Annotated in this window: 16 protein-coding genes and 5 pseudogenes; 12 read left to right on the forward strand and 9 right to left on the reverse strand. The window is 68.2% G+C overall.

Features of this window, described 5'->3' with window-relative positions:
- Positions 1-222: 222 nt before the first annotated feature.
- A pseudogene (locus OH809_RS07405) lies at positions 223-1,218 on the forward strand (IS256 family transposase); the annotation flags it as partial.
- 7 nt (positions 1,219-1,225) lie between these two features.
- Here OH809_RS07405 and OH809_RS07410 read toward each other — a convergent pair.
- From OH809_RS07410 to OH809_RS07420, 3 genes are all read right to left on the reverse strand, one after another.
- On the reverse strand, positions 1,226-2,866 hold the full coding sequence (locus OH809_RS07410; protein WP_406514933.1) for a recombinase family protein: 1,641 nt from the start codon (positions 2,864-2,866) through the stop codon (positions 1,226-1,228).
- Positions 2,854-3,270, reverse strand: a complete 417-nt coding sequence (locus OH809_RS07415; RefSeq protein ID WP_406514934.1) for a recombinase family protein — start codon at positions 3,268-3,270, stop codon at positions 2,854-2,856. The genes OH809_RS07410 and OH809_RS07415 overlap by 13 nt, the downstream gene beginning before the upstream one ends.
- A gap of 139 nt (positions 3,271-3,409) precedes the next feature.
- Complete coding sequence (locus OH809_RS07420) at positions 3,410-3,667, reverse strand: DUF5372 family protein (protein ID WP_406514935.1); 258 nt, start codon at positions 3,665-3,667, stop codon at positions 3,410-3,412.
- Between the two features lie 43 nt (positions 3,668-3,710).
- Between OH809_RS07420 and OH809_RS07425 the strand changes: the two are divergent.
- A pseudogene (locus OH809_RS07425) lies at positions 3,711-4,006 on the forward strand (transposase); the annotation flags it as partial.
- 183 nt (positions 4,007-4,189) lie between these two features.
- Positions 4,190-4,828, forward strand: a pseudogene (locus OH809_RS07430) (IS701 family transposase); the annotation flags it as partial.
- Here the strand turns inward: OH809_RS07430 and OH809_RS07435 are convergent.
- Entirely contained in the window at positions 4,766-6,007 is a 1,242-nt protein-coding gene (locus OH809_RS07435; RefSeq protein ID WP_406514936.1) for an IS110 family transposase, read from the reverse strand. The pseudogene OH809_RS07430 and the gene OH809_RS07435 sit on opposite strands and share 63 nt — an antisense overlap.
- 526 nt (positions 6,008-6,533) lie before the next feature.
- On the opposite strand from OH809_RS07435, the pseudogene OH809_RS07440 reads away from it, so the two are divergent.
- Positions 6,534-7,217, forward strand: a pseudogene (locus OH809_RS07440) (IS701 family transposase); the annotation flags it as partial.
- Here the strand turns inward: OH809_RS07440 and OH809_RS07445 are convergent.
- Positions 7,208-7,648, reverse strand: a complete 441-nt coding sequence (locus tag OH809_RS07445; RefSeq protein WP_406423148.1) for a hypothetical protein — start codon at positions 7,646-7,648, stop codon at positions 7,208-7,210. The pseudogene OH809_RS07440 and the gene OH809_RS07445 sit on opposite strands and share 10 nt — an antisense overlap.
- Positions 7,649-7,855: 207 nt before the next feature.
- On the opposite strand from OH809_RS07445, the gene OH809_RS07450 reads away from it, so the two are divergent.
- The 4 genes and pseudogenes from OH809_RS07450 (at position 7,856) to OH809_RS07465 (ending at position 10,832) form a co-directional block, all read left to right on the forward strand.
- Entirely contained in the window at positions 7,856-9,265 is a 1,410-nt protein-coding gene (locus OH809_RS07450; protein WP_406514937.1) for an LCP family protein, read from the forward strand.
- A 153-nt stretch (positions 9,266-9,418) separates the two neighbouring features.
- A pseudogene (locus OH809_RS07455) lies at positions 9,419-9,560 on the forward strand (IS5/IS1182 family transposase); the annotation flags it as partial.
- Between the two features lie 237 nt (positions 9,561-9,797).
- Positions 9,798-10,391, forward strand: a complete 594-nt coding sequence (locus OH809_RS07460; RefSeq protein WP_406514938.1) for a DinB family protein — start codon at positions 9,798-9,800, stop codon at positions 10,389-10,391.
- Between the two features lie 150 nt (positions 10,392-10,541).
- Positions 10,542-10,832 (forward strand): hypothetical protein, encoded by a 291-nt coding sequence (locus OH809_RS07465; protein WP_406514939.1) that lies wholly within the window; start codon positions 10,542-10,544, stop codon positions 10,830-10,832.
- On the opposite strand, the gene OH809_RS07470 is transcribed toward OH809_RS07465, so the two are convergent.
- The gene (locus tag OH809_RS07470) at positions 10,810-12,567 is read right to left on the reverse strand and encodes an IS1182 family transposase (RefSeq protein ID WP_406514940.1); all 1,758 of its coding nucleotides are present in this window, start codon (positions 12,565-12,567) and stop codon (positions 10,810-10,812) included. The two genes, OH809_RS07465 and OH809_RS07470, sit on opposite strands and share 23 nt — an antisense overlap.
- A 53-nt stretch (positions 12,568-12,620) precedes the next feature.
- Between OH809_RS07470 and OH809_RS07475 the strand changes: the two genes are divergently transcribed.
- The 4 genes from OH809_RS07475 to OH809_RS07490 all read left to right on the forward strand — a co-directional run bounded on the left by OH809_RS07475 (position 12,621) and on the right by OH809_RS07490 (position 17,423).
- Positions 12,621-13,130 (forward strand): TnsA-like heteromeric transposase endonuclease subunit, encoded by a 510-nt coding sequence (locus OH809_RS07475; RefSeq protein WP_406514941.1) that lies wholly within the window; start codon positions 12,621-12,623, stop codon positions 13,128-13,130.
- Positions 13,131-13,249: 119 nt separating this feature from the next.
- Positions 13,250-15,232 carry an integrase gene (locus OH809_RS07480; protein ID WP_406516234.1) on the forward strand — a complete coding sequence of 661 codons (1,983 nt, stop codon included), beginning with the start codon at positions 13,250-13,252 and terminating at the stop codon, positions 15,230-15,232.
- Positions 15,226-16,293: a TniB family NTP-binding protein gene (locus OH809_RS07485; RefSeq protein ID WP_406514942.1), complete on the forward strand. Its 1,068-nt coding sequence runs from the start codon at positions 15,226-15,228 to the stop codon at positions 16,291-16,293. The genes OH809_RS07480 and OH809_RS07485 overlap by 7 nt, the downstream gene beginning before the upstream one ends.
- Complete coding sequence (locus OH809_RS07490; RefSeq protein ID WP_406514943.1) at positions 16,290-17,423, forward strand: TniQ family protein; 1,134 nt, start codon at positions 16,290-16,292, stop codon at positions 17,421-17,423. Before OH809_RS07485 ends, OH809_RS07490 begins: the two co-directional genes overlap by 4 nt.
- A gap of 191 nt (positions 17,424-17,614) precedes the next feature.
- Here OH809_RS07490 and OH809_RS07495 read toward each other — a convergent pair whose 3' ends face one another.
- From OH809_RS07495 to OH809_RS07505, 3 genes are all read right to left on the reverse strand, one after another.
- A complete protein-coding gene (locus tag OH809_RS07495) occupies positions 17,615-17,998 on the reverse strand; it encodes a hypothetical protein (RefSeq protein WP_406423146.1) in 384 nt (127 codons plus the stop codon).
- 222 nt (positions 17,999-18,220) lie between these two features.
- Positions 18,221-18,943, reverse strand: coding sequence for a hypothetical protein (locus tag OH809_RS07500; protein WP_406514944.1), 723 nt, complete (start codon positions 18,941-18,943; stop codon positions 18,221-18,223).
- Positions 18,944-20,242: 1,299 nt separating this feature from the next.
- Entirely contained in the window at positions 20,243-20,554 is a 312-nt protein-coding gene (locus OH809_RS07505; RefSeq protein WP_406423144.1) for a hypothetical protein, read from the reverse strand.
- Between the last annotated feature and the right edge of the window lie 430 nt (positions 20,555-20,984).

Consider the following 20,984-nt stretch of genomic DNA (forward strand, 5'->3'; position numbering starts at 1 on the left):
GCAGGCGGGTCGTCAAGATGAGGCCGGCCATGAGCAAAGCGCTGGCTGCCCAGCCCCGCGACGCCGCCCCCCAATTGCCGGTCCCTGTAAGTCTCACGTAGTCGTTCTTCTTGGGCACACGCCAATGCCATGCGCGTTCGAATATCCGTTGCGAATGACACGCCGAACCACAACGGGTCTTTACGGTAACCGGTGTAACTCCCGAGCTGGAAGCGACAGTTGATGACTGACGTGATGAGTGACATCAAGGCCGGGGAGGCCGCCGTGGGTGCGCTGGATGCTGTGGATGACGGTCTGGTTGCCGAACTGGTGGCCCGGGCCCAGGCCGGCGGAGTGAAGCTGACCGGCGAGGGCGGCCTTCTGGCGGAGCTGACGCGCAAGGTGCTGGAGTCCGCGCTGGAGGGTGAGCTGACCGACCACCTCGGACACGAGCCCGGTGAACGGGTCGAGGGCGGCCGGGAGAATTACCGCAACGGCCACCGGTCCAAGACCGTGACCACCGAGGTCGGCCCGGTGGAGATCACGGTGCCGCGGGACCGGGCGGGCACGTTCGAACCGCAGCTGGTCAAGAAGCGCCAGCGGCGCCTGGGCGGCGTGGACGAGATGGTCCTGTCCCTGTCCGCGAAGGGCCTTACCCACGGCGAGATCTCCGCCCACCTGGCCGAGGTCTACGGCACGGAGGTCTCCAAGACCACCGTCTCCACGATCACCGACAGCGTGATGGCTGGCATGGCCGAATGGCAGAACCGTCCCCTGGACAGCGTTTATCCGGTCGTCTTCATCGACTGCGTGAAGGTCAGGGACGGGCAGGTCGCCAACCGGCCCGTCTACATGGCCTTGGCCGTGACGGCGGAGGGGCATCGGGACATCCTGGGCCTGTGGGTCGGCGACGGCGGCGAGGGCGCCAAGTACTGGCTGCAGGTCCTCACCGAGATCAAGAACCGGGGCGCCCGTGATGTGCTGATGCTGGTCTGCGACGGCCTGACCGGTCTTCCGGACGCGGTCAACACGGTCTGACCTGCGACGATCGTGCAAACGTGCGTGGTTCACCTCCTGCGGAACAGCTTCCGTTACGCGGCCAGGCAGGACTGGGAGAAGATCGCGAAGGCGCTCAACCCCGTCTACACCGCGCCGATCGAGGACGCCGCCCTGGAACGCTTCATGGAGTTCAGTGAGGCCTGGGGAAGGAAATACCCGGCGATCGTACGGCTGTGGGAAGTCGGCTTCATACTGCCTGTCCTGTCTCGTAGTTGGTGTTCGCTCGCCGCTTGAGGTGGGCGGAGGCCGCCACGCGCTGTTTCCAGTACGCCTCGATGTCGTTGTCCCAGGCGATGCACCAGCGGCGGTGCCTGGTCTGGCGGGCGGCCATCTCGCCGCTGCGGATCCAGGGGTAGATCGCGGCTTCGTGAATGCCGAGGATCCGGGCGGCCTCGGGCACGGTGATCTCCCCGGGCCCGGTGGGGTTGTTGCGCTTGGAGCCGATCGCGTGCTGGGCCCGGATGTGACGGATCGAGTTCACCGTGAAGGGGCGGCAGTTGCCGGTGGTGAATCCGAGGCTGTTGAGGCAGTCGGCGATCTCGGCGTCGCTGCGGGCATCCAGCAGGTCGCGGACGATGTCGACGGCCTGGGTGGGGTTGCGGTTGGTACGGCGGTCGCAGGTGATCGCGTCGACGGCGCCGGTATGCCAGCGCACCCCGATATGGGCACGAGTGTCATCGACATGGAGCACGGTCACGTCCGCGATCAGTGTCCGCAGCAGTCGCTTGCGGTCCTTGGCCGAGGTCGTCGGCGACCGCCACAGGGCCGGCACGTCTCGGGCGAGCTCTTGCAGCTGCGCGGGCTCGGGCAGGGCCGGCTCGGCTGCGATCAGGTCCGCCAGCGCCGCTTCGGCCTGGGCCAGCGCGGCAAGTTTCGCCTCCCAGCGACTCTCCAACGAGCGTGCCACCAGCCGGTTTTCCGGCTCGACCTGGCCAAAGGCCCGCTCGGCGCGATCGGCCTCATAGCGGGCCCGTTCCACGGCCAGCTCGGCGGCCCGGTGCGAGCGCTGGTGGCGGTGGTGGACCTCATCGGCCGCGGCCACGGCGAGGCGCACCTGCTCGGGAGTCAGCGCGGCCAGCAGCAGATCGACCACCTGCGGGTCGACCGCCGCGGCGGCGATCGAGTGGCAGCCCGGGGTGAGGAGCGCATCGCTGCGGGCCCGGGTGCACACGTAGTCCGCGGTGCCGTCCGCTCGCCGGTAACGGGTACTCATCGGGAAGCCACACGAGCCGCAGAAGATGATGCCCTGACACACCGGCACCCCCTCACGCGGCGGCCGGGCCTTCGCGCGGGTGCGGTTGGCGGCCAGCTTCGCCTCGATCTGCAGATACTCCTGCCAGGAGATATAGCCCTTATGGTGGTCGCAGATCAGCACCGCCCACTGATCGCGGGGACGACGGCTGACCGAGGTGATCACGGTGCCGTCGGGCCGCACCTTGCGAGAGCTCACCGAGCGGCCGAAGACATAGGCCCCGGCATAGACGGGATTCTTCAGCACTGCGGCGGCCCGGCCGTGGGTGAGCCGTCCCCAGCCCAAACGCCCTTCCCACACCCCGGTGTCCCGGCGGGGAAATCGACGCCCGGCGAACGCGCGGACCACGGCGAGAGCAGAGCCGTGCTGGTCAAAGAGGGCGAAGACGTCCGCAACCGCGGCTTGCACTTCTTCGTCCGGGTCCACCACGATGGTCCCGTCGTCGGCATGGACCATGCCGACGGGCAGCGGCAGCCGCAGGTCGCCACGCTCGGCGGCCGCCTTGCGGGCTCCCTGCAGGCGTCCGGCCAGGATGTGCAGCTCGGCCTCGCTCATCGTGGACTTCAGGCCCAGCACCAGGCGGTCGTTGAAATCCCCAGGTCATACACGCCGTCGCCATCGATCAGGAGGGTGTCGGTCAGCCGCGCGAACTCCAGCAGTCGGCCGAACTCGGCCGAGGAACGGGCCAGTCGGGAGACCTCCAGTCCGAAGACCGCGCCGACCTTGCCGAGACAGACCCGGGATACCAACTGCTGGAATCCCGCCCGCATTCCGGAGAACCGGCCCGAAACCCCCAGGTCCGCGTCCACGACCTCGATGTCGCACGGGGCCCAGCCCAGCTCCCGCGCGCGGTCGGCCAGCCCGTACTGGCGGGCGGTCGACTCGGTGTTCTCCCGTGTCTGCAGCAAGGTCGACTGCCGCACATAGATCAGTGCCTGCCTCGACCGGTGCGAGGACGTGATCTTCTGCAGCCCGCTCACCGCGGTCCTCCTCTCTTCGCACCAAGGACTCGACCATGTTCGCCACCAGCAGCACGACGCTCCGGCTCCAGTCCTCGGCCATGGTCACCACCCTTCACCGATGCCCGGGCGCCGCAGGCCGCAAGAAGAAGGGCATCCTTCACGAGGATCCACCACCCCTCGCCTCGACACCACGGCTCATCAGGGCGTCTACCAGCGCAGACAGCGCACCGAGCCCGTCGATTGCGAGCCGGTTCCTGCCCGGCGCCGGGCCGCGGTCCGTCCACTCCTGCGGGAGCGTCACCGTCACGCCGTCACCGGCCGTGCAGATGAACACCAGGCCGCCGGAGCGGCGCACCGCTCGACACACCCGCAACTGGCGCCCCACCAGCGGATGGAACGGATGCGTGACCAGCAAGGTGTCCTCAGAAACGCCACGAAGAGGGGCACTATGCGATGTCCTCTGGGAAAGCGCCTGGGCGGAGTTTGTCCCCTTCCTCCAGTTCGATATTGAGATCCGGAAAATCGTGTGCACCACCAACGCGATCGAGTCCGTCAACGCCCGTATCCGCAAGGCCGTGAGGGCCCGCGGGCACTTCCCCACTGAACAGGCCGCGCTCAAGTGCGTCTACCTCGCGGTGATGAGCCTGGACCCCACAAGGGCACCGGAAGCAAGCGCTGGACCATGCGCTGGAAAGCCGCACTCCAAGCCTTCGACATCACCTTCGACGGCCGGCTCACCGCCGGACGCCGGTAGAAACAATCAACCGAGTCCCACCGTTCGCTGTACAGACCCAGATCGTGATCTTGCTGGTCGGGCCGGTGTGGAGACGGGTGCGGCCACCGTTGATCATCGTGGCTTGTGTGGAACAACGATGAGACGGTGGCCGCAGGTCACAGCATAGATCCCGCTCGCTGGCGGGAGGCGTTCGAGGCCCTGATGGGGCGGATCGCGGGACGGTTTGCCCGGGTCGAACCACGGCGCCGGGCCGGGCGGTTGGTGCTGGGCCTGCTGTCGGACCTGCCGCGCAAGAATTGCTGGACGATCGCGGAGTGGGCCGGGGAAGCGAGTCCGCACGGCATGCAGCATCTGCTGTGCCGGGCCTCCTGGGATACCGATGCCGTCCGTGATGACGTCCGCGAGTACGTCGTCGAGCACCTGCACGATGAGGAGGCGGTGCTGGTCGTGGACGAGACCGGCGATGTGAAGAAGGGTGTCCACACCGTCGGGGTCCAGCGTCAGTACACCGGCACGGCCGGGCGGATCGAGAACTCCCAGGTCGCCGTCTACCTGGTCTATGCAGGTGCCCGAGGCCATGCGGCGGTGGACTGGGAATTGTACGTGCCCCGGTCCTGGACCTGCGGCCCGGACCGCTGCCGGGCGGCGGGGCTCGGCGAGGACATCGCCTTCGCGACCAAGCCTGAGCTGGCCCGCACGATGGTCGAACGGTTCCTGGACGCCGGACACCGCGTCGGCTGGGTCGCTGGCGACGAGACATCCGATGCGGAAGATCTGTCAAGCGGCCTCCGTGAGTTGAGCGTCAGAGGGTGCAGGGAAGGCGACTGTCTCGCTGTAGCAGACGCGGCGGGTGAGGCAGTGGTGGAGGCAGCCGAGCATGCGGTTGAAGAGGTTGCGCTGGGCGGCGGTGTGGCGGTCTCCGGCCTCGCGGCGGCGGTCGTAGTGGGCTCGGGCGCCGTCGGAGTGGGACATAGCGGCGAAGGCCCACATGTAGCCGACGCCGGCCAGCCGCTGGTTCTTGACCCGGCGGGCCAGGACGGCCATGTTCTTGCCCGAGGCCCTGGTGATCGGGGCCGACCCGGCGTAGGCCTTCAGGCCCTTGGCGTCGGCGAAGCGGGATCGGTCGTCGCCGATCTCGGCGAGCACCCGGGCGCCGCTGAGAGTGCCGAGCCCTGGGAAGCTGGTGATGATCTCGGCGTCCGGGTGTTTCTCAAAAGACTCCACCGCGGCCTCGGCGAGGTCGTCGGCGCTGGTGCAGGCGGCCTCCATCTGCCGCAGCAGCGCGAGCGTCTGACGTCCCATCGCCTGTTCGACCAGGGGGAGTTGGCGCATCTGGGGCAGGCGGAGTGCGGCATGGAGGCGGTCGGCCTCGGCGTCGAGGGTGTTCTTTCGGCCGGCCTTCTTCAACAGGGACCGCAGCTGGGCGCGGGTGAGTCGGGCGGCCTGTACGGGGGTGGGGGCGGCGGCCAGCAGGGTGCGGGCGATTGGGTGGCACACCCCCTCGCGGCGGACGCCGACCGCGGCGAGGAAGCCGGGGAAGTACTCGCGCAAGTGCGAGGTGAGCTTGTTGGCGGCCTGGGTGCGGTCCCACACGGCATTCTGCTGGGCGCGGGCGAGGACCGCGACGGCCTGGGCGAGTTCGGTGTCGGCGGGCAGCTGGCGGTGGGCGGCGGCATCCGTGCGCAGGATGTTCGCCAGCACCATGGCGTCGAGGTGGTCGGACTTCTTGCGGGAGACCGCGTGGCGGTCGCGGTAGCGGGCGGCGGCCATCGGGTTGATCGCGTAGACAGGGTGGCCGGCCGCGCGCAGGCAGGCGACCAGCAGACCGCGGGAGGTCTCGATGGCCACCGGGACGGGGGCCTCGGCGGTGTCGCCGTGCTCGGCGAGGAGCTGCAGGAGCTCGGCGAGTCCCTCGGCGGTGTCGTCGATCCGGGCCTTGGCCAGTAACGATCCGGTGTTGTCGACTATGGCGGCGTCGTGGTGGTCGCTGGCCCAGTCGATGCCGCAGGACACCTTCAAAGCGGTTCACGTCCTCTCGGTCGAATTGCCTGTCGTTGCTGGTCACAGCCGTGCGGGGCACGCGTCTCCCTAATGGCAGGGCTCGATGGCCCGTCATCCGATTAGCCGTTCGTGACCCCAGCGACCCGCAGGGTCCTCGGTCTTGGCGAGAGCTCGGCGGCTCCCGAACACGGAAGAGGTGCTCCCTGCGGGCGGCTCGGACCACAAGCATCAACGGTCCGATCATGTGCTCGGTCACGGTGCCGGCCGCGAGCGTCGGCACCCGCCGGTCTTCTTCGAGGCTTGAGCCCAGGTGTTCGGTAGGCGTCGCGCCGACGTCGGCGTCCGGCACAGCGGCCGAGAGGGCGAGGGCAGACGGCGATACGAGGGACCGAGTCTCATCTCAGGGGTCGAGCCCCTGGTCTACGGTGCGGTTCCCCCAGTACCGTCCTCTGCCTTCCCTGCGTCGAAGCGTGACTCCGCTCTCTCGGTCCAAGTCTGGCGGGCCGGTTATGCGGGGAGCGGGCCTCTCTTCATTGCCCATTAGGTCTACGGCGGCAACCCGAAGCTGCGAACCGCCCTGGAGGAACGCGGCCTGGGCTACGTCCTCGCGGTGGCCTGCTCGGCCGAAGTCACCACCAGGGCGGGCAAGTTCCGTGCCGACACGCTCGCCGCGAAGGCGCCGAAGCGTGCCTGGCAGAAGCTGTCGGCAGGCGCGGGAGCCAAGGGGCACCGCTTCTACGACTGGGCCGTCATCGACCTGGCCGACCTCCGACCCGGCAGTCACCGACTGCTGATCCGCCGCAACCGCACCACCGGAGAACTCGCCTACTACCGCTGCTTCTCGCCCGCCCCGGTACCCCTGGCCACGCTGGTGCGCGTCGCCGGTTCAAGATGGCGGGTGGAGGAGACCTTCCAGGCCGGAAAGGGTCTGGCCGGACTGGACGAGCACCAGGTCCGCCGCTTCACCTCGTGGTCTCGCTGGGTCACTCTGTCCATGCTCGCCCACGCCTTCCTCGCCGTCGTCCGTGCCGACGAACACGCCCGCCATCCCGCCCCGGACGGGCTGATTCCGCTCACCTGCAACGAGATCCAGCGACTGTTCACGACGCTCGTCGTCCGGCCCATGTGCGATGCAGCCCACCGGCTCCGCTGGTCCGCCTGGCGACGCCGCCACCAGGCCCGAGCCCAGGCTGGCCATTACCGCAGACCATCCGCGAATCAGACGTGAAGATCACGACCCCGGGGCGGCCAGTTGCCAGCCTGGCCCCGCAGGATGCGCTCAAACCAGTCCGCAGTCAGTTCCGCGCAGCGGGCGGGTGAACCGGCGACGCGGTGTATTCCCACCACAGACCCCTGGAGGGGAATGTACATCTGATCGTGCAGTTCGGTACCGAGCACACCCTGCCCGTCGAAGAACGCACCGAACACATGGGAGATGACATGGGTTCCAGGCGTCACCGCGTAGAGCAGGGCCAGCAGATGTGCGAATCCGGTCTCCTCAGGGCGGAGGATGAGGGTGTCGTCGGGTTCGCAGGGCCAGGTGACAGCCCGCTCGCGCAGTACGGACACGAACGTGCGCCATGCACCTTCCAGCGTCTCGAACGCGTCCTCATCGGTCTCTCCGACCGAGAACCAGGGCACGTACACGCGGCCGTCCATGGCTTGCACCGTACCTGACAGGCTGACCGATCAAGCCGACCCCCACCAACAAGATCACGATCTACGGCTGGAGTATTAAGCGGGAGGAGCCTCGCTGCACCAACAGCTGCACGTTCGAAACGATCGTATAAAGTCCGGTGATCGACATCGGGCGTCTGGTGTCCGGTCACGCCGGGTGGTCGGGGCGGGGCGCGGGGGGCGATTCACATGGGTGGGACACGCGGACGAAAGAGTGCTCCGGCGGCCGGGCGCTCGCGTAGGCGAGCGGGCGGGAAGTCGGACGGGCTGACGCGGCGGGGCCGGATCGTTGCCTGGACCGCCGGTATCGGCGCCGTGTGCGTCCTCGGCGCCGGCGGTGCCGGTGCGTGGATCTACAACGACCTCGACGGCAACATCCACGGCGCCCCCCTCGACGGCAAGCTCGGCGACGACCGCCCGGAGAACCTCAGTCCCGGGTCGCGGAACATCCTGGTCGTGGGCTCCGACAGCAGGTCCGGGGCCAACGCCCGGTACGGCGGCATGGAGGGGGGCACCATGCACTCCGACACGCTGATGGTCCTGCACATCCCCGCGAACCGGAAGTGGGCCGCGGTCGTGTCCATACCCCGCGACTCCTGGGTGCGAATACCGGCCTGCGACAAGGGCGACGGTACGACCTCCGAGGTCCATCACTTCAAGATCAACGAGGCGTTCTCGCTCGGCGGCACAGGCGGCGAGGTGGCCGACGCCGCCGCTTGTACCATCAAGACGATCGAAGCCAATACTGGTCTGCGCATCGACAACTTCATGTCGGTCGAATTCCAGGGGTTCAAGGGCATGGTCAACGCCCTGGACGGCATAGAGGTCTGCCCTGAGCAGGCCATCCACGACAAGAAGGCCCACCTCGATCTGGAGGCCGGCTGCCAGACGATCAGGGACGAGAAGGCGCTCGGCTACGTGCGTGCCCGCTACAGCGTGGGCGACGGCTCCGACACCGGACGCATCGGCCGCCAGCAGGAGTTCATGTCGGCGTTGGCCGAGAAGGCCAAGTCGAAGATCACCGACCCCGTCGCTCTCTACAAGTTGCTGCAGTCCCTCACCAAGTCCCTCACCACGGACGACGAACTGGCCGGTGCGAAAGCCCTCACCGGCCTCGCGTCCGAGCTGAAGGGCGTTCCCGAGGACCGGTTGACGTTCCTCACCGTTCCCAGCTATCCGCGCGAAGCCGACGTCCCGACGGACAAGGCCAATGTGGTGTGGCAGTACCCGCAGGCCGCCACCGTGTTCACCGCCCTGGCCAAGGACAGGGAGATCGACAAGAAGAGCCTGGAGGCGGACGCGAAAGATCCGCTGTACGCGTCCTCCGTACACGTGCGTGTCCTCAACGGATCGGACGCCGAGGGGAAGGCCGCCGCGGTCGCCGAGAGACTGCGCGAGGCCGGGTTCACCGTCACGGGCACCGGCAACGCGCCGCACCCCGGCCGCACCACGGTCACCTATCCCCCGGGCCTCGCCGACCGGGCCGCGGTCCTCGCGTCCCAGGTACCCGGCGCGCACGCTGTCGAGGACGCCGCCGCCCCGGCGGGCGAGGTCACCCTGGTGGCCGGCGCCGAACTGGACGTCGACGACCTGCGATAGGGCACCACATCGAGAGACCGAGCGAGCTGTGCTGCCGCGTCTGCGACAGGACGCGGGAGTACGGACTCCGCGTCCGTACCGGATGCCGTCGTGCTGCGGCGGAACCAACCGTGCTGCCGGCCGCGGATTCGCCCGCTGACGTCGACGCCGACAATCGAGCGTACGATCTCGTGGCTGTCCGGCTACCGCAGACTCAGCCCCCGCTACGAACGCAACCCCCCGCAACTACCTGGCTTTTCTCGGCCTTGCCGCTGCCCTGTGCTGCTACAGGCGACTCCTCAAACTCACCACATAGGACACCGTCTAAGTGACCCAGGTCACTCAAACTTCGATGACACCCGCTCAAACTTCGATGTCACAGGACACTCATCAATGGTTGAGCGCGTCTCATCCCATGCTGTCCCGTCTCTGTCGATCTGGTCCCTGTCTCAAGTGATCTGGTCCGATTCGCTCGTCGTGTCAGATGATCTGGTTCGCCGCGAGCGGTGGAAAAGGCGGTGGACAAAGATCGCGCGGGCGGCAGACTGGCCCCATGACCGCATCGGATGCCAAGGCTGACCTTCACTTTTACTTGCAGTCCGCCCGTGATGCCCTGCTGTGGAAGCTCGAAGGGCTCTCGGAGTACGACATCCGCCGCCCGCTGACGCGGACCGGCACGAACCTCCTGGGCCTGGTGAAACACGTGGCCAGTGTGGAACTGGGCTACCTCGGCGACACCTTCGGACGGCCGTCCGGCGAGCCGCTGCCCTGGCTCGATGACGGTGCTGAGCCCAACGCGGATATGTGGGCCACCGCCGATGAGTCACGCGAGTACATCGTGGAGGTTTACCGCCGGGCGTGGGCGCACGCAGACGCGACAATCGATGCGCTGGCGCTTGACACGACCGGAAAGGTGCCGTGGTGGCCCAACGGCAGGGACGAGGTGACGTTGCATCATGCCGTAGTGCGAGTGATCGCTGATACGCACCGGCACGCCGGGCACGCCGATATCCTCCGGGAGCTCATAGACGGTGCCGTCGGGATGAACAAGGGCAACGACAGCATGCCGCCGGGCGACTCGGCGTGGTGGGAGAACCATCGAAGCCGGCTGGAGCATGCAGCTCAGGAAGCCGACCGAGACGCGTGACTTCGAACCAGACCGAGTCAAACAGCGACCGGCATCGACTCTCACAAAGATGTCGCTCGTTGGGGTGACGCCTTCCGCGTCCGGGGCCCGGGAGCCCGCCGGGTGTTCCACCCTTGCAAGTGGAGGGGCGAGGGCGGCGGGGAGGTGCTCGTGGGCGAGCCCGCGAAGGCGATACCCGCCTGGGAGTACGCGTCGGACGTCCAGGTGCAGTTCGTCGACGCGGACGGAGCCGTGCGGTTTGGTCCGCTGGCTCGCTACTGGGGCGAGTCCTTCGAATTTTCCTCGCCAGCCCGGAAGTTCACCGCTTTCAAGGGGCAGAAGAACTTCACCGGCGACTGTTGGGCGGCGACCTCTCGGTCTCTGGTGGGCTACGAGTCGTGGGTTGAGCGGGATGCCGACTCTGTTGCTGAATTCGTGGTCAGCCGGCGAGTTGGTAGTTGAGGCGTTCGAGTCGGCTGGTCCGGGGGTGCCGTAGGGGGTCGGTGGTCCACCAGGTGTCGAGGCGGACGATGTTGAGGGCGGCGGCGGAGAAGGCGTGCTGAACGCGGACCTTCGGTAGTCCGCGGTATCGGGCCCGGCGGATGCCGGTGACGTCGAGGGCCTGGTTGATGGTGCCCTCCACGCCGGAGCGCAGGGCGTACTTCTTCTGCCAGGTCTCGCTCTTCTGCTCGCTGCGGGCGGCGGCGAGGGTGTCGTGGAGTTCTCGGGGCCGCAGGGTGAGGGTGCGCCGTAGCGGCCGGGCGGTGGTGCACTGGCTGTTGAGGGGACAGGGGGTGCAGGTCGTCACGCTGTACTTGACGACGATGACGTCCTGGCCGTGCTGCCGGGCGGGGTTCCAGGTAGAGCTGGTGCGGCCGGCGGGGCAGCGGACCTGGCGGGTCTTCCAGTCCACGGTGAACGCGGTCTTGTCGAAGCCCTCGGCTGCGCGGGCCTGCGGGGAGTGGTCCAGCAGGACCGGGGTGACCATGGTGATGCCCTGCTTCGACGCAGCGGTGATCAGGTCGGCCGAGGGGTAGCCGGAGTCGAGATAGTGCTCGGCGGGCTTGAGACCGTGCTCGTGAAGGCGCTGCTGGATCGGGGCGGTGGCCTTCACGTCCGGGACCGTCGCGTCGGTGGTGTGCACGTCGGTGATCAGGTTCGGCACCGGGACACGGCGGCAGGTTTCGGCTTCGGTGGAAGGGTGGCACGTTTCGGTGAGATGGATCTTGTAACCCATCCAGAACAGGTCGTCGCCCTTGGCCGCCCAGCGGGCGTCGGGGTCGTAGGGCGAGGCCAGGCGGATACTGCCGGGCGGGACACCGTCACTGTCGGCGTCCCGCTTGCTGACCACCTCCCGTCCCCGGGCGTCGACGCGGATGCTGTAGGTCTGCACCAGGACCTGGCGCAGGAACGCGACGGCCTCGATCTCCCGGATCCATACCGGGGTCTCGGCGTCCCAGGCGGCCCGGCACAGCCGCAGGGCGTCCTGGCCGAACACGAGTCCCAGCTGTTCGCGTTTCGTCTTCGATGACGGCATCTTCCAGCCGTCGACGCGCGGGCCGTAGCGGTGAGCGAACTCCGCAACGTCGATCACGCCTGCCAGCCAGGCCGGGGCGGCCACCGCGAGGGCCTCCAGTGCGGCCCGCACACTCTCCCCGGCCAGCTCGAGACGGTTCAGGTCACGCACCGCGCTGATCACATGGGTGGAGTCGGTCCGCTGCTTGCTGCCCGCGGCCACCAGCCCCTCGGCACGGCAGTGCTCCAGCAGCGGGTCGAAGACGATGCGTTCCATGCCGTTGTCGGCGAGCCGGGCGCGGAACTTCGACAGGACCGTGAAGTCGAAGCCGGGATCGTCCAGCTCAACGCCGATCGCGTACTTCCAGTCGATGGCCCGCACCGCCATCGCGGCGGCTTGCCGGTCGGTGAGGTCCTCGGCGAACTGCAGCACCGTCACCAACGCCAGCACCCCCGGCGACAGCGCCGGTGCCCCCCGCACCCCGAACGCCTCAGCGAACGGCTCGTCCGAGAACACGTCCTGAAGCCGGTCACGCACCCGCATCGGCAAGCTGCTCTTCGGGAACGCCCTACGGGCTATGACCGCAGTCCGCTCGGGCACCGGCGGAAGACCTTCCGGACGCATGGACACCCACAACACCCCTGCGGCCGGTGACGGGAAGACGACCGCGAGAGAGATCATCCCGGAACGGGACTACCCCGCACCACTAATTCGGCAACAGAGTCGATGCCGCGATGGCCCTGGATTTCGATCCTTCCGTCGTCGCTCTGGCCTCCCAGCCCTTCCGCCTGGCCTGGACGGATGACGAGCGGGATCGCGAGCACACCCCGGACTACTTCGCACGGCTCGCCGACGGCACCGGTGCGGTCGTCGATGTCCGGCCCCAGAGCCTGGTCGACGAGGAGGCCGCCGAGGTCTTCGCGGTCACCGCGCGGATCTGCGCCATGGTGGGCTGGCAGTTCCGGCTGGTCGGGGACTTGGACCAGCCATTCCGGGCGAATCTGCGCTGGCTGTCGCGTTACCGTCATCCGCGCTGCCACCGAACGTCGGTGGCGGACCAGCTGCGGGAGGTGTTCACCGAACCGCAGCCCCTTCTCGCGGGCGCCGAGCGGATCGGGGACCGGCTGGCGGTGATGCCGGTGCTCTATCACCTGCTCTGGCAGCACGAACTGACGGCGGACTTGATCGCGGCCCCGCTTGGCGCCGCCACGGTCGTCCGCCTGTCGGCCCGGGGACGGTCGTGAGGTCCGCGCGTCCGGGTCGGCTGCGGCTCGGCGATCGCATCCGGTTCCAGGACCACACCTACACGGTGGTCGGACTGACCGGGATGCGGGTCCGCCTGGCCGACGTCCACGGCACCGGCATGCTCGTGGACCAGGTCCATCTCCAGGCCGCCGAGGACTTCGCCGTCCTCGGCGCTGGTGAGCGGGCCGCGTTGGGTTCGGCTGCGCTGCTGGGGCATCTGCCCAAGGATGTGGCAGACCGCGCACTGTGGTGGCAGCGGCACCTCGTCGAGCTCCTGACCGGCTTGCCGCCGGATGCCCCGGCGGGCGCCCGGCCCCGGCCCGAGTACGACCCGGCCACCCGCTCGCTGGCCGAGCGCGAGCGGACCAAGGCCGCCGAACTCGTCACGCTGGGCGAGGAGATCAGCGCACGGACCGTCAAACGCAAGCGGCAGCGTTACGAGGCCGGCGGCGTCGAAGCGGTGGTCGACCACCGGCTCGCCCCGCATGCCTCGCTGCTGGGCCAGGCCGATCCGCGCGTCGTGATGGCGATCCGCCAGGCCATCGCCGAGAGCGTGGAAGCGTCCACCCGCACGATCGAGTACGCGCGCTGGCGGACCGAGCAGATCCTGGCCGCCGAGCACGGCAAGGACGTGGTGGAGATGCCGTCGCGGGCCACGTTCTACCGGCTCTTCGGCAAACTGTCCCGCGGTGTCCACGTGACCGGCTCGGCCCGCACCCGCCGGTCCCTCGCCGACCAGCCCGAGGGCCCGTTCCGCTACGAACAGGTCGCGGCGCCGGGCGAACTGATGCAGATCGACTCCACGCCACTGGACGTGCTGGTCCGGCTCGACGAGGGGATGCCCGGCCGGGTCGAGCTCTGCGGCCTCGTCGACGTCGCCACCCGGACCATCGCCGCCGTGGTGGTACGGCCGACCACCAAGTCAGTGGATGCCTCGCTCCTGCTGGCCCGCGCTTTGACCCCGGAGCCGATGCGGCCCGGCTGGGTGGACGCGCTGAAGATGTCCCGGTCGGTCTTGCCGCACCGCAGGCTGCTGTCCCTGGACGAGCGCCTGGGACACGCTGCCGCGCGGCCGGTGATCATCCCCGAGACCATTGTCTGTGACCGGGGCAAGGCGTTCATCTCGGAGAACTTCCGCTCCGCCTGCCGCACTCTGGAGATCAACTTCCAGCCCTGCCACCCCCGCTCGCCCGCGGAGAAGCCCCACATCGAACGCACACTCGAATCGGTGGCCACGCTGTTCTGCCAGTTCCTCCCCGGTTACCTGGGCCGCACGGCCGAACACCGCGGCCGACGCGTCGAGGACGAGCCGCTGTGGTCGATGCTGGAGATCCAGGAATTTCTGGACGAATGGCTTGTCGCCAAGTGGCAAAACAGGCGCCACGACGGGCTCAGGGACCCCGGCATCCCCGGCCGGACCTTCACCCCGAACGAGAAGTACGCCAGCCTCATCGAGAGCGCTGGCTACGTCCCTCTCGCGTTCGCCGGGGACGACTACGTCGAACTGCTGCCCTCGACCTGGCGGGCCGTCAACTCCTACGGCATCAAGATCAATCACCGCATCTACGACTGCCCGGAGCTGGGACCCTTGCGGCGTCAGCCCTCCGGCGTCACCCGCAAGCGGGATCTGTGGGAGGTCCACCGCGATCCCTATGACGCCAACTGGATCTGGGTCCGCAACCACTGGGAAGGCGGCTGGATCCCGGTTCCCTGGAAACACCTCGGCACCGTCCCGCAGCCCTTCGGCGACCTGGCCTGGGACCACGCCGCGGCTGACCTGCGTCAACGGGGCGAGAGTGACCCGACCGAGGGACAGATCGCCCAAGCGGTCACGGAACTCCTGACCAGAGCCGGTCAGGGCCCCAGCGGCGACGGGAAGGCTCGGCCCTCCCGTCGCGACCGGCGAGTCGCCGCCCGGACTCGCGCCGCCGCCGAGAACCCCGGCCCTCGGCCGCCCCAGCCCGAGACGGCACCGGCCGGCACAGACGACCCGCCGCCCCACGACGACGAGGAGGGCGGCGACACCCGGGACGAACCGGTCGCGAAGGTCATCCCGCTCGGCGTCTTCGACCCCTTCAAGGAGGCTGACAAGCGATGGTGACCGCGACCGGACCCACCCCCGGCCGGCAGCCGGACCCAGGCCGGCACCACGGCTGGCGACGGGCCCTGGACCGGGAGGAACTGCACCGCTACCTCACCACTTTGGAAGGCTGGCGGGAGTTCGCCGTCCGGGATCCGGCCCCGCCTGACCTGCTGCCCGACCGCATCCTGCACGGCCTGGACCCGGACGAGCGGCTGGACTACGACGACGGCCGCATCGACTACCACACCCGTCTGACCGTGGCCGAGACCTCCACCCTGCGCACCGTCGTCCACACCGGCAGGCGCCTGACCCTGCTCAACCGGCATGCGATCAGCGCCCGCCGGGGCCTGATCCTGTCCGGCCCGGCCGGCACCGGCAAGACGACCGCACTCACTCAGTTCGGCAAGACCATCGAGGCCATCGACCGACGTCGGCACCCCGGAGTCGACGGACGGATCCCGGTGGTCTACGTCACTGTCCCGCCCGCCGCGACCTCGCGCATGCTGGCCGTGGAGTTCGCCCGCTTCCTGGGCCTGCCCGTCACCACCCGAGCCAACATCACCGATGTCATCGAAGCCGTCTGCGGTGTCCTCATCGACGCGAGGGTCACCGTCGTGTGTGTCGACGAACTCCACAATCTCTCCCTCGCGACCCGCAACGGCGCCGAGGTATCGGACACCTTGAAGTACTTTTCCGAGCGCATTCCCGCGACCTTCGTCTACGCCGGCGTCGACCTGGAGGCAGGCGGTCTGTTCGACGGCACCCGGGGCAGGCAGATCGCCGGACGGTTCGGGGTCATCGAGACCGTTCCCTTCCCCCGCACCGAGGAATGGACCGGGCTGGTCACCACCCTCGAACAGGCCCTGCGACTGCACCACCACCGATCCGGAACCCTGGAAGGGCTGGCCCACTACCTCCACGACCGCACCGGCGGGATGATCGGCTCCCTGTCCCACCTCATCCGCGGCGCGGCCATCGACGCCATCCTGGACGGCACCGAGAAGATCACCCGCAAGTCCCTGCAGAGCGTGAAGCTCGACCGCGCAGCCCAGAACCGCAGAGCCCGACCAGCCTCATGACCACCGGCGAGAACGACGACGGCCGACTCCGGCTGCTGCCGGTCCGCCCCCGGCCAAAACCCGGAGAAAGTACGGACTCTTACGTCCGCCGACTGGCCCGCGCCAACCACCTCAAGCCCAGCTACCTGCGCGGATACCTCGTTGGTCCGCCGGACTGCGGACGCGGCAAACGCCCGCGGGCCGACCGCCTCGCAGCGGTCACCGGACGCCGGCAAGACGCGCTGGAACGGGCGCTGTCCGATCTGGTGCGACAGAAACGTACGGAACCCGACAGACCCAAGCGCAGGTTCACCAGGAGCGCGGACAAGCCCGCGCTCTTCGCGGCGATCCGCAAGGACGCTCAAGCCGAGCAGTTGCCGGTCTCTCATCTGGCGAAGCGTCACCACGTCAGCCACGCCACGGTCCGGCAGGCCCTGAAGTCGCCAACGCCGCCGCCCCGAAAGAAACGGCCCCCCATCGTGGGCCCTGCCAAGGAACGCGTCGGCCCCACCATCGACGCCATCCTCGACGAGTACGCCACTATTCACGCTGGCCAGCTCCCCACCGTGAGAGAGGTCTGGGAGAAGCTGCTGGACGACCACGACGCCACCGTTTCCTACGGAACAGTTCACCGCTACATGTCCAGCCACCTGCTCAAGAACCCGGACACGTTGATCACCCACACTGAACTCACCACAGGGAACTACCTCCCCGCCGCCCAACAGACCTTCCACGCCGCCGTGTTCAAACAGTACCGGGCGCTGCTGACCGCAGTCCGCCGCGAGCCCACCCGGCACGGCCTCGACGGCACCTTCACCACGACCACCGCCTTCGTCCTCGGCCTGGACGCCGGAAGCAACTGGAACATGCTCGCCGGCTTCCAGGAATGGCTCGTCGTCCGCCGCGGCGCAGGACACGACCTGACCTGGCCCATCCTCGTCCGCCACCTCGCCCCCGGGGGATGGGTCCACCCCCTCACCCAGCAGGCCGACACCGCAGCGGTGACCACGCTCCACCGGCTCCTCGGCGAGTTCTTCGACGCACGAGAACAGTCCGACGGCCTCGCCAGAATCTTCAGGGACTACCAGTCGTGGCTGACGACCCAGGCGTGGTATCAGTTCGAAACAGCAGAGCCGGACCAAATCAGCTGAGACAGCATCCGGCATTCACCCGCCCGAGACCACATCACCCGAGATTCCCGGCACCTCCATGTCTCAACTGAACTGGTCGCCGCACATCAGCGGCCCGACACCGAACCAGATCATTTAAGACGGGACACATGCTGAGCGGTGCGGGCCGCGAGGCACCTCCAAGTCCTTCGGGCACACGTCTCGGGCCGTCGTCAGGCCAGCGCCAGGCAGACCGCGAAGGGAACGGGGATGAGCACGGCGGTTCCGAGCCACGCCCCGAGACGTCGTCGGTGACGGCGCGGCAGGATCACATCGACCGCGAACACCAACGCCAGCATGAACACTCCGGTCACCACCAGGAGGAACATGACCACACCAGCATGATCCAGGGTCGTGAAGTTGCAGTTGGTGAGACCGGGTCTGACGACGTCCTCCGCCGTCCTGCAGTCCATCGGCAGGTACTCGGTCAGCAGCCACCACGCGAGATAGAGCGGCACGGTCGCGGGAACGCCCAGCGCGAGGTTCACCAAACCGGGCACGCAGAGGCCGTCCTTCGTCCGAACCTTGCGCCCGGCATGGACATCTTCCCCGTACACAGTGATCACTCCCCCATCCGGCCCCGTCTCGGCAGGGATTGAGACAGCCAAGATCCACGCTCCGGTTCCGTCGCGCCGGGGCAGACCCGGTCGTCCAAGTGTCCGCGGTCGCGCCCTGCGGCTTCCGCGACGCCGAACCGATGCGCACCGCGAATCGAATGCCCGGAAACCCCGGCCCTATTCCGACGGGCCGGGGTTTCCACGCTGTGCTGGCTCTACTTGTCACCACTTGTCGCGGTAGCGGTCCTCGATCACTCGGAAGCTACCCACGACGCCGTTCTTGACCCACACGCCGCCGTGGACGAAACGCGGCGTGACACCGTTGCTGGTGCTGAACGGGCCGACCGTGGCAACGGGAGAGCCGTTGTCACAGGTCGCGCCGCGGAAGACCTCAACGGTCCGACGGCTGTCGTTGCGGACGTTGAGTGTCCTGGAGCCCAGACCGCTCACCACGGTGATGCAGCCATCGGGGTGGGCGGAGTACGACCGCTCGTTCAAGAAAATCCTTCCCCTGTCGTAGCCGCCCTCGTCACCCCCGCCGCCGTAGCCGCCCCCGTTACCCCCGCCGCCGTAGCCGCCCCCGTTTTCCCTGCCTCCGCCATTGCCACCCCCGTTTTCCCTGCCTCCGCCATTGCCACCCCCGTTTTCCCTGCCTCCGCCATTGCCACCCCCGTTTTCCCTGCCTCCGCCGTTGCCGCCCCCGTTTTCCCTGCCTCCGCCATTGCCGCCCCCGTTTTCCCTGCCTCCGCCATTGCCGCCCCCGTTACCCTCGCCCTGCTGCTTGCCGCCATCCTCGCCCAGAGCCGCGGCGGGAGCGGAGGTCTGCTGCTGAACGACGGGCGCGGCTGCGGGGGTATCCGCGGCCATGGCGTAGTTGATTCCGGTTGCTGCCAGGGCCGCGGCGCCTACAACGGCGGCGGTCACGGCGACAGTACGCGTGGCCATATCAGTTCTCCTTGTCTCAGAGACATCGACTGTGCGTCGATCCTTGACAAACGTACTAATACGCATTTTATCTGTCATATCGGACGCACCTAAGGAGTGACCTTGAGGGCCGATTGGGTGCTTGTGCGATATTTTGCACATAACGCTTCTTCTTTGATGAATAGTCACAAACTCATTCAATACGCACATATGGGATACCGGTGAGCCGTCCGGCGACTGCCGGGCGCACACCTCGGCGTATCGGCGCCAGGTAGCTCGCTCCAGTACGGAACGAGTACACGTCCCCTTTCTCCTGAGCAGCCGTCATATGCCTTCTGTTCCTGCGCTCTGAGCCGCGGTCAGCGTCCACCCTTGCCGCGGTACTGGGCGGGGCCGCACCGGTCAGGGAGTCGACGTCCTTCAACAGACCATTCAGCAGGCTGCGCGGTTTCGCGTCGGCCCTGCGCCCCGGATGTCGCGGTCGGCGCTGCGGTGCCCCGTCCGTCCGTAGCCGTGACAGTACGGCGGGAGTTGGCCACCAGCGCGCGAGACGGGGCCGGCGGCACCGGCGCGGTCCGGCTGCTCCATCGGTGCGACTTTTGCCCGGCGCCGGCCCCAAATCGTTGCCCCGGAACAGAGCTGCGGTGAAACTGATCCAGCGGGCATCCGGAGCCGTGGGCACGACCCCGTCACTTCGCCGTGAACAATGACTCCGGTGCCCGCTCCTCTCCCAGCGCGACCCAAGCTGACCACCTGGACGCGCCGGAACGACGGGCAACCTCCTGAACCGACCGCTCCAGGAGCTGCGCTCTACCCCGGCGCTGCGCCGGGCGAGCCGGAGTCACTTCGCGACGCGATAACAGTCCGAGGCTCTGGTGCGGTCGGCGAATCGGTGCCCGGTCGGCCAGGGCGAACCAGACGGCTCTGCGGCCGGGGCCGGTTCGGCCTCGCACCGTTACGGCGTATACGAGCGATTGATGGCCGCCACCGCGCAACTCGCCTCGTCCCGCCTCGGATGGCCCGCATTCCAAGCGGACGTGCTCGAGCCGGCTTTCTTCAGCGGCGCCTGGGACCCAACGTCGGGACGACACAGCGCGATGTAGCGGGACCACTACCCACCGTCGCGCACCACACACCACACCACGAACGGCAGAAGCCCAGCCCACGGCCCCGACACACCGGAACAGCGTTGTCTGGAATGGGCGGCTGTTGCTCGGCGATGCCGGGTCCCTCGGAGCCGACGGTTCGTGCGCCCCTGCCCCCATGAAAACGGTCCCCTCATTCGAGAGGACCGTCCAATTCACCTTTCCCGAAGTTGGCTCAGTAACCGCCGTAGCCGCCGTAGCCGCCGTAGCCGCCAGGTACGGTCACTACGACGATGGCTACGTGGCCGTAGCCGTTGTCGTAGCCGTACCCGTAGCCGTTGTCGTAGCCGTACCCGTAGCCGTTGTCGTAGCCGTACCCGTAGCAGTCACCCCACCAGCCGCACCAGTCGTAGGAGTGGCTGGCCGCGGAGGTCGCGTGGGCAGGAGCCGCCGTGGCCGTACCCGCCGCCCCGACAGCGGCGCCACCGGCCAGCATCACACCGGCGGCGGCTACAGCGAGAGAACGCTTGATATGAGGTGCTCGCATGAGTCTTTACCTTTCCTTCCACCACTGAAGATCGAAGGTGGACGGCCACAGCGCACGCGGAACATGCGGCGCGGTTCGCGGAGGTCACAGCGCGAAGCGGGAGCACGTCTCGCGGCTGATCGGTTCCCACCCTTCGGGAACCTTGCCGCCCAGGGGCGCGCCCCAGTTGCCACTCTCACTACCAAACGTTAGTAGCACCTGACCCGTCCAGCATCTTGAACAGAAATCTCCTCGAACCCGCAGGTCAGCGGCCGACGGCCAGGCCCGAGCCCGTGACGTCCGCCCTGACTCCATCTCTCTTCGACGGTGACGCCCCAAAGGCCCACACCACCCGCATGGAGCAATGGCAGAGAAATAGAGAGGCAATCTCGTTGCGGGCGACAGAAGAGCCGCGCAGGCTGACGCAGCTGACCCGCCAGGCCGTCTCTGC

The organism is Streptomyces sp. NBC_00873 (assembly GCF_045207415.1).
Taxonomy (GTDB): Bacteria; Actinomycetota; Actinomycetes; order Streptomycetales; family Streptomycetaceae; genus Streptomyces.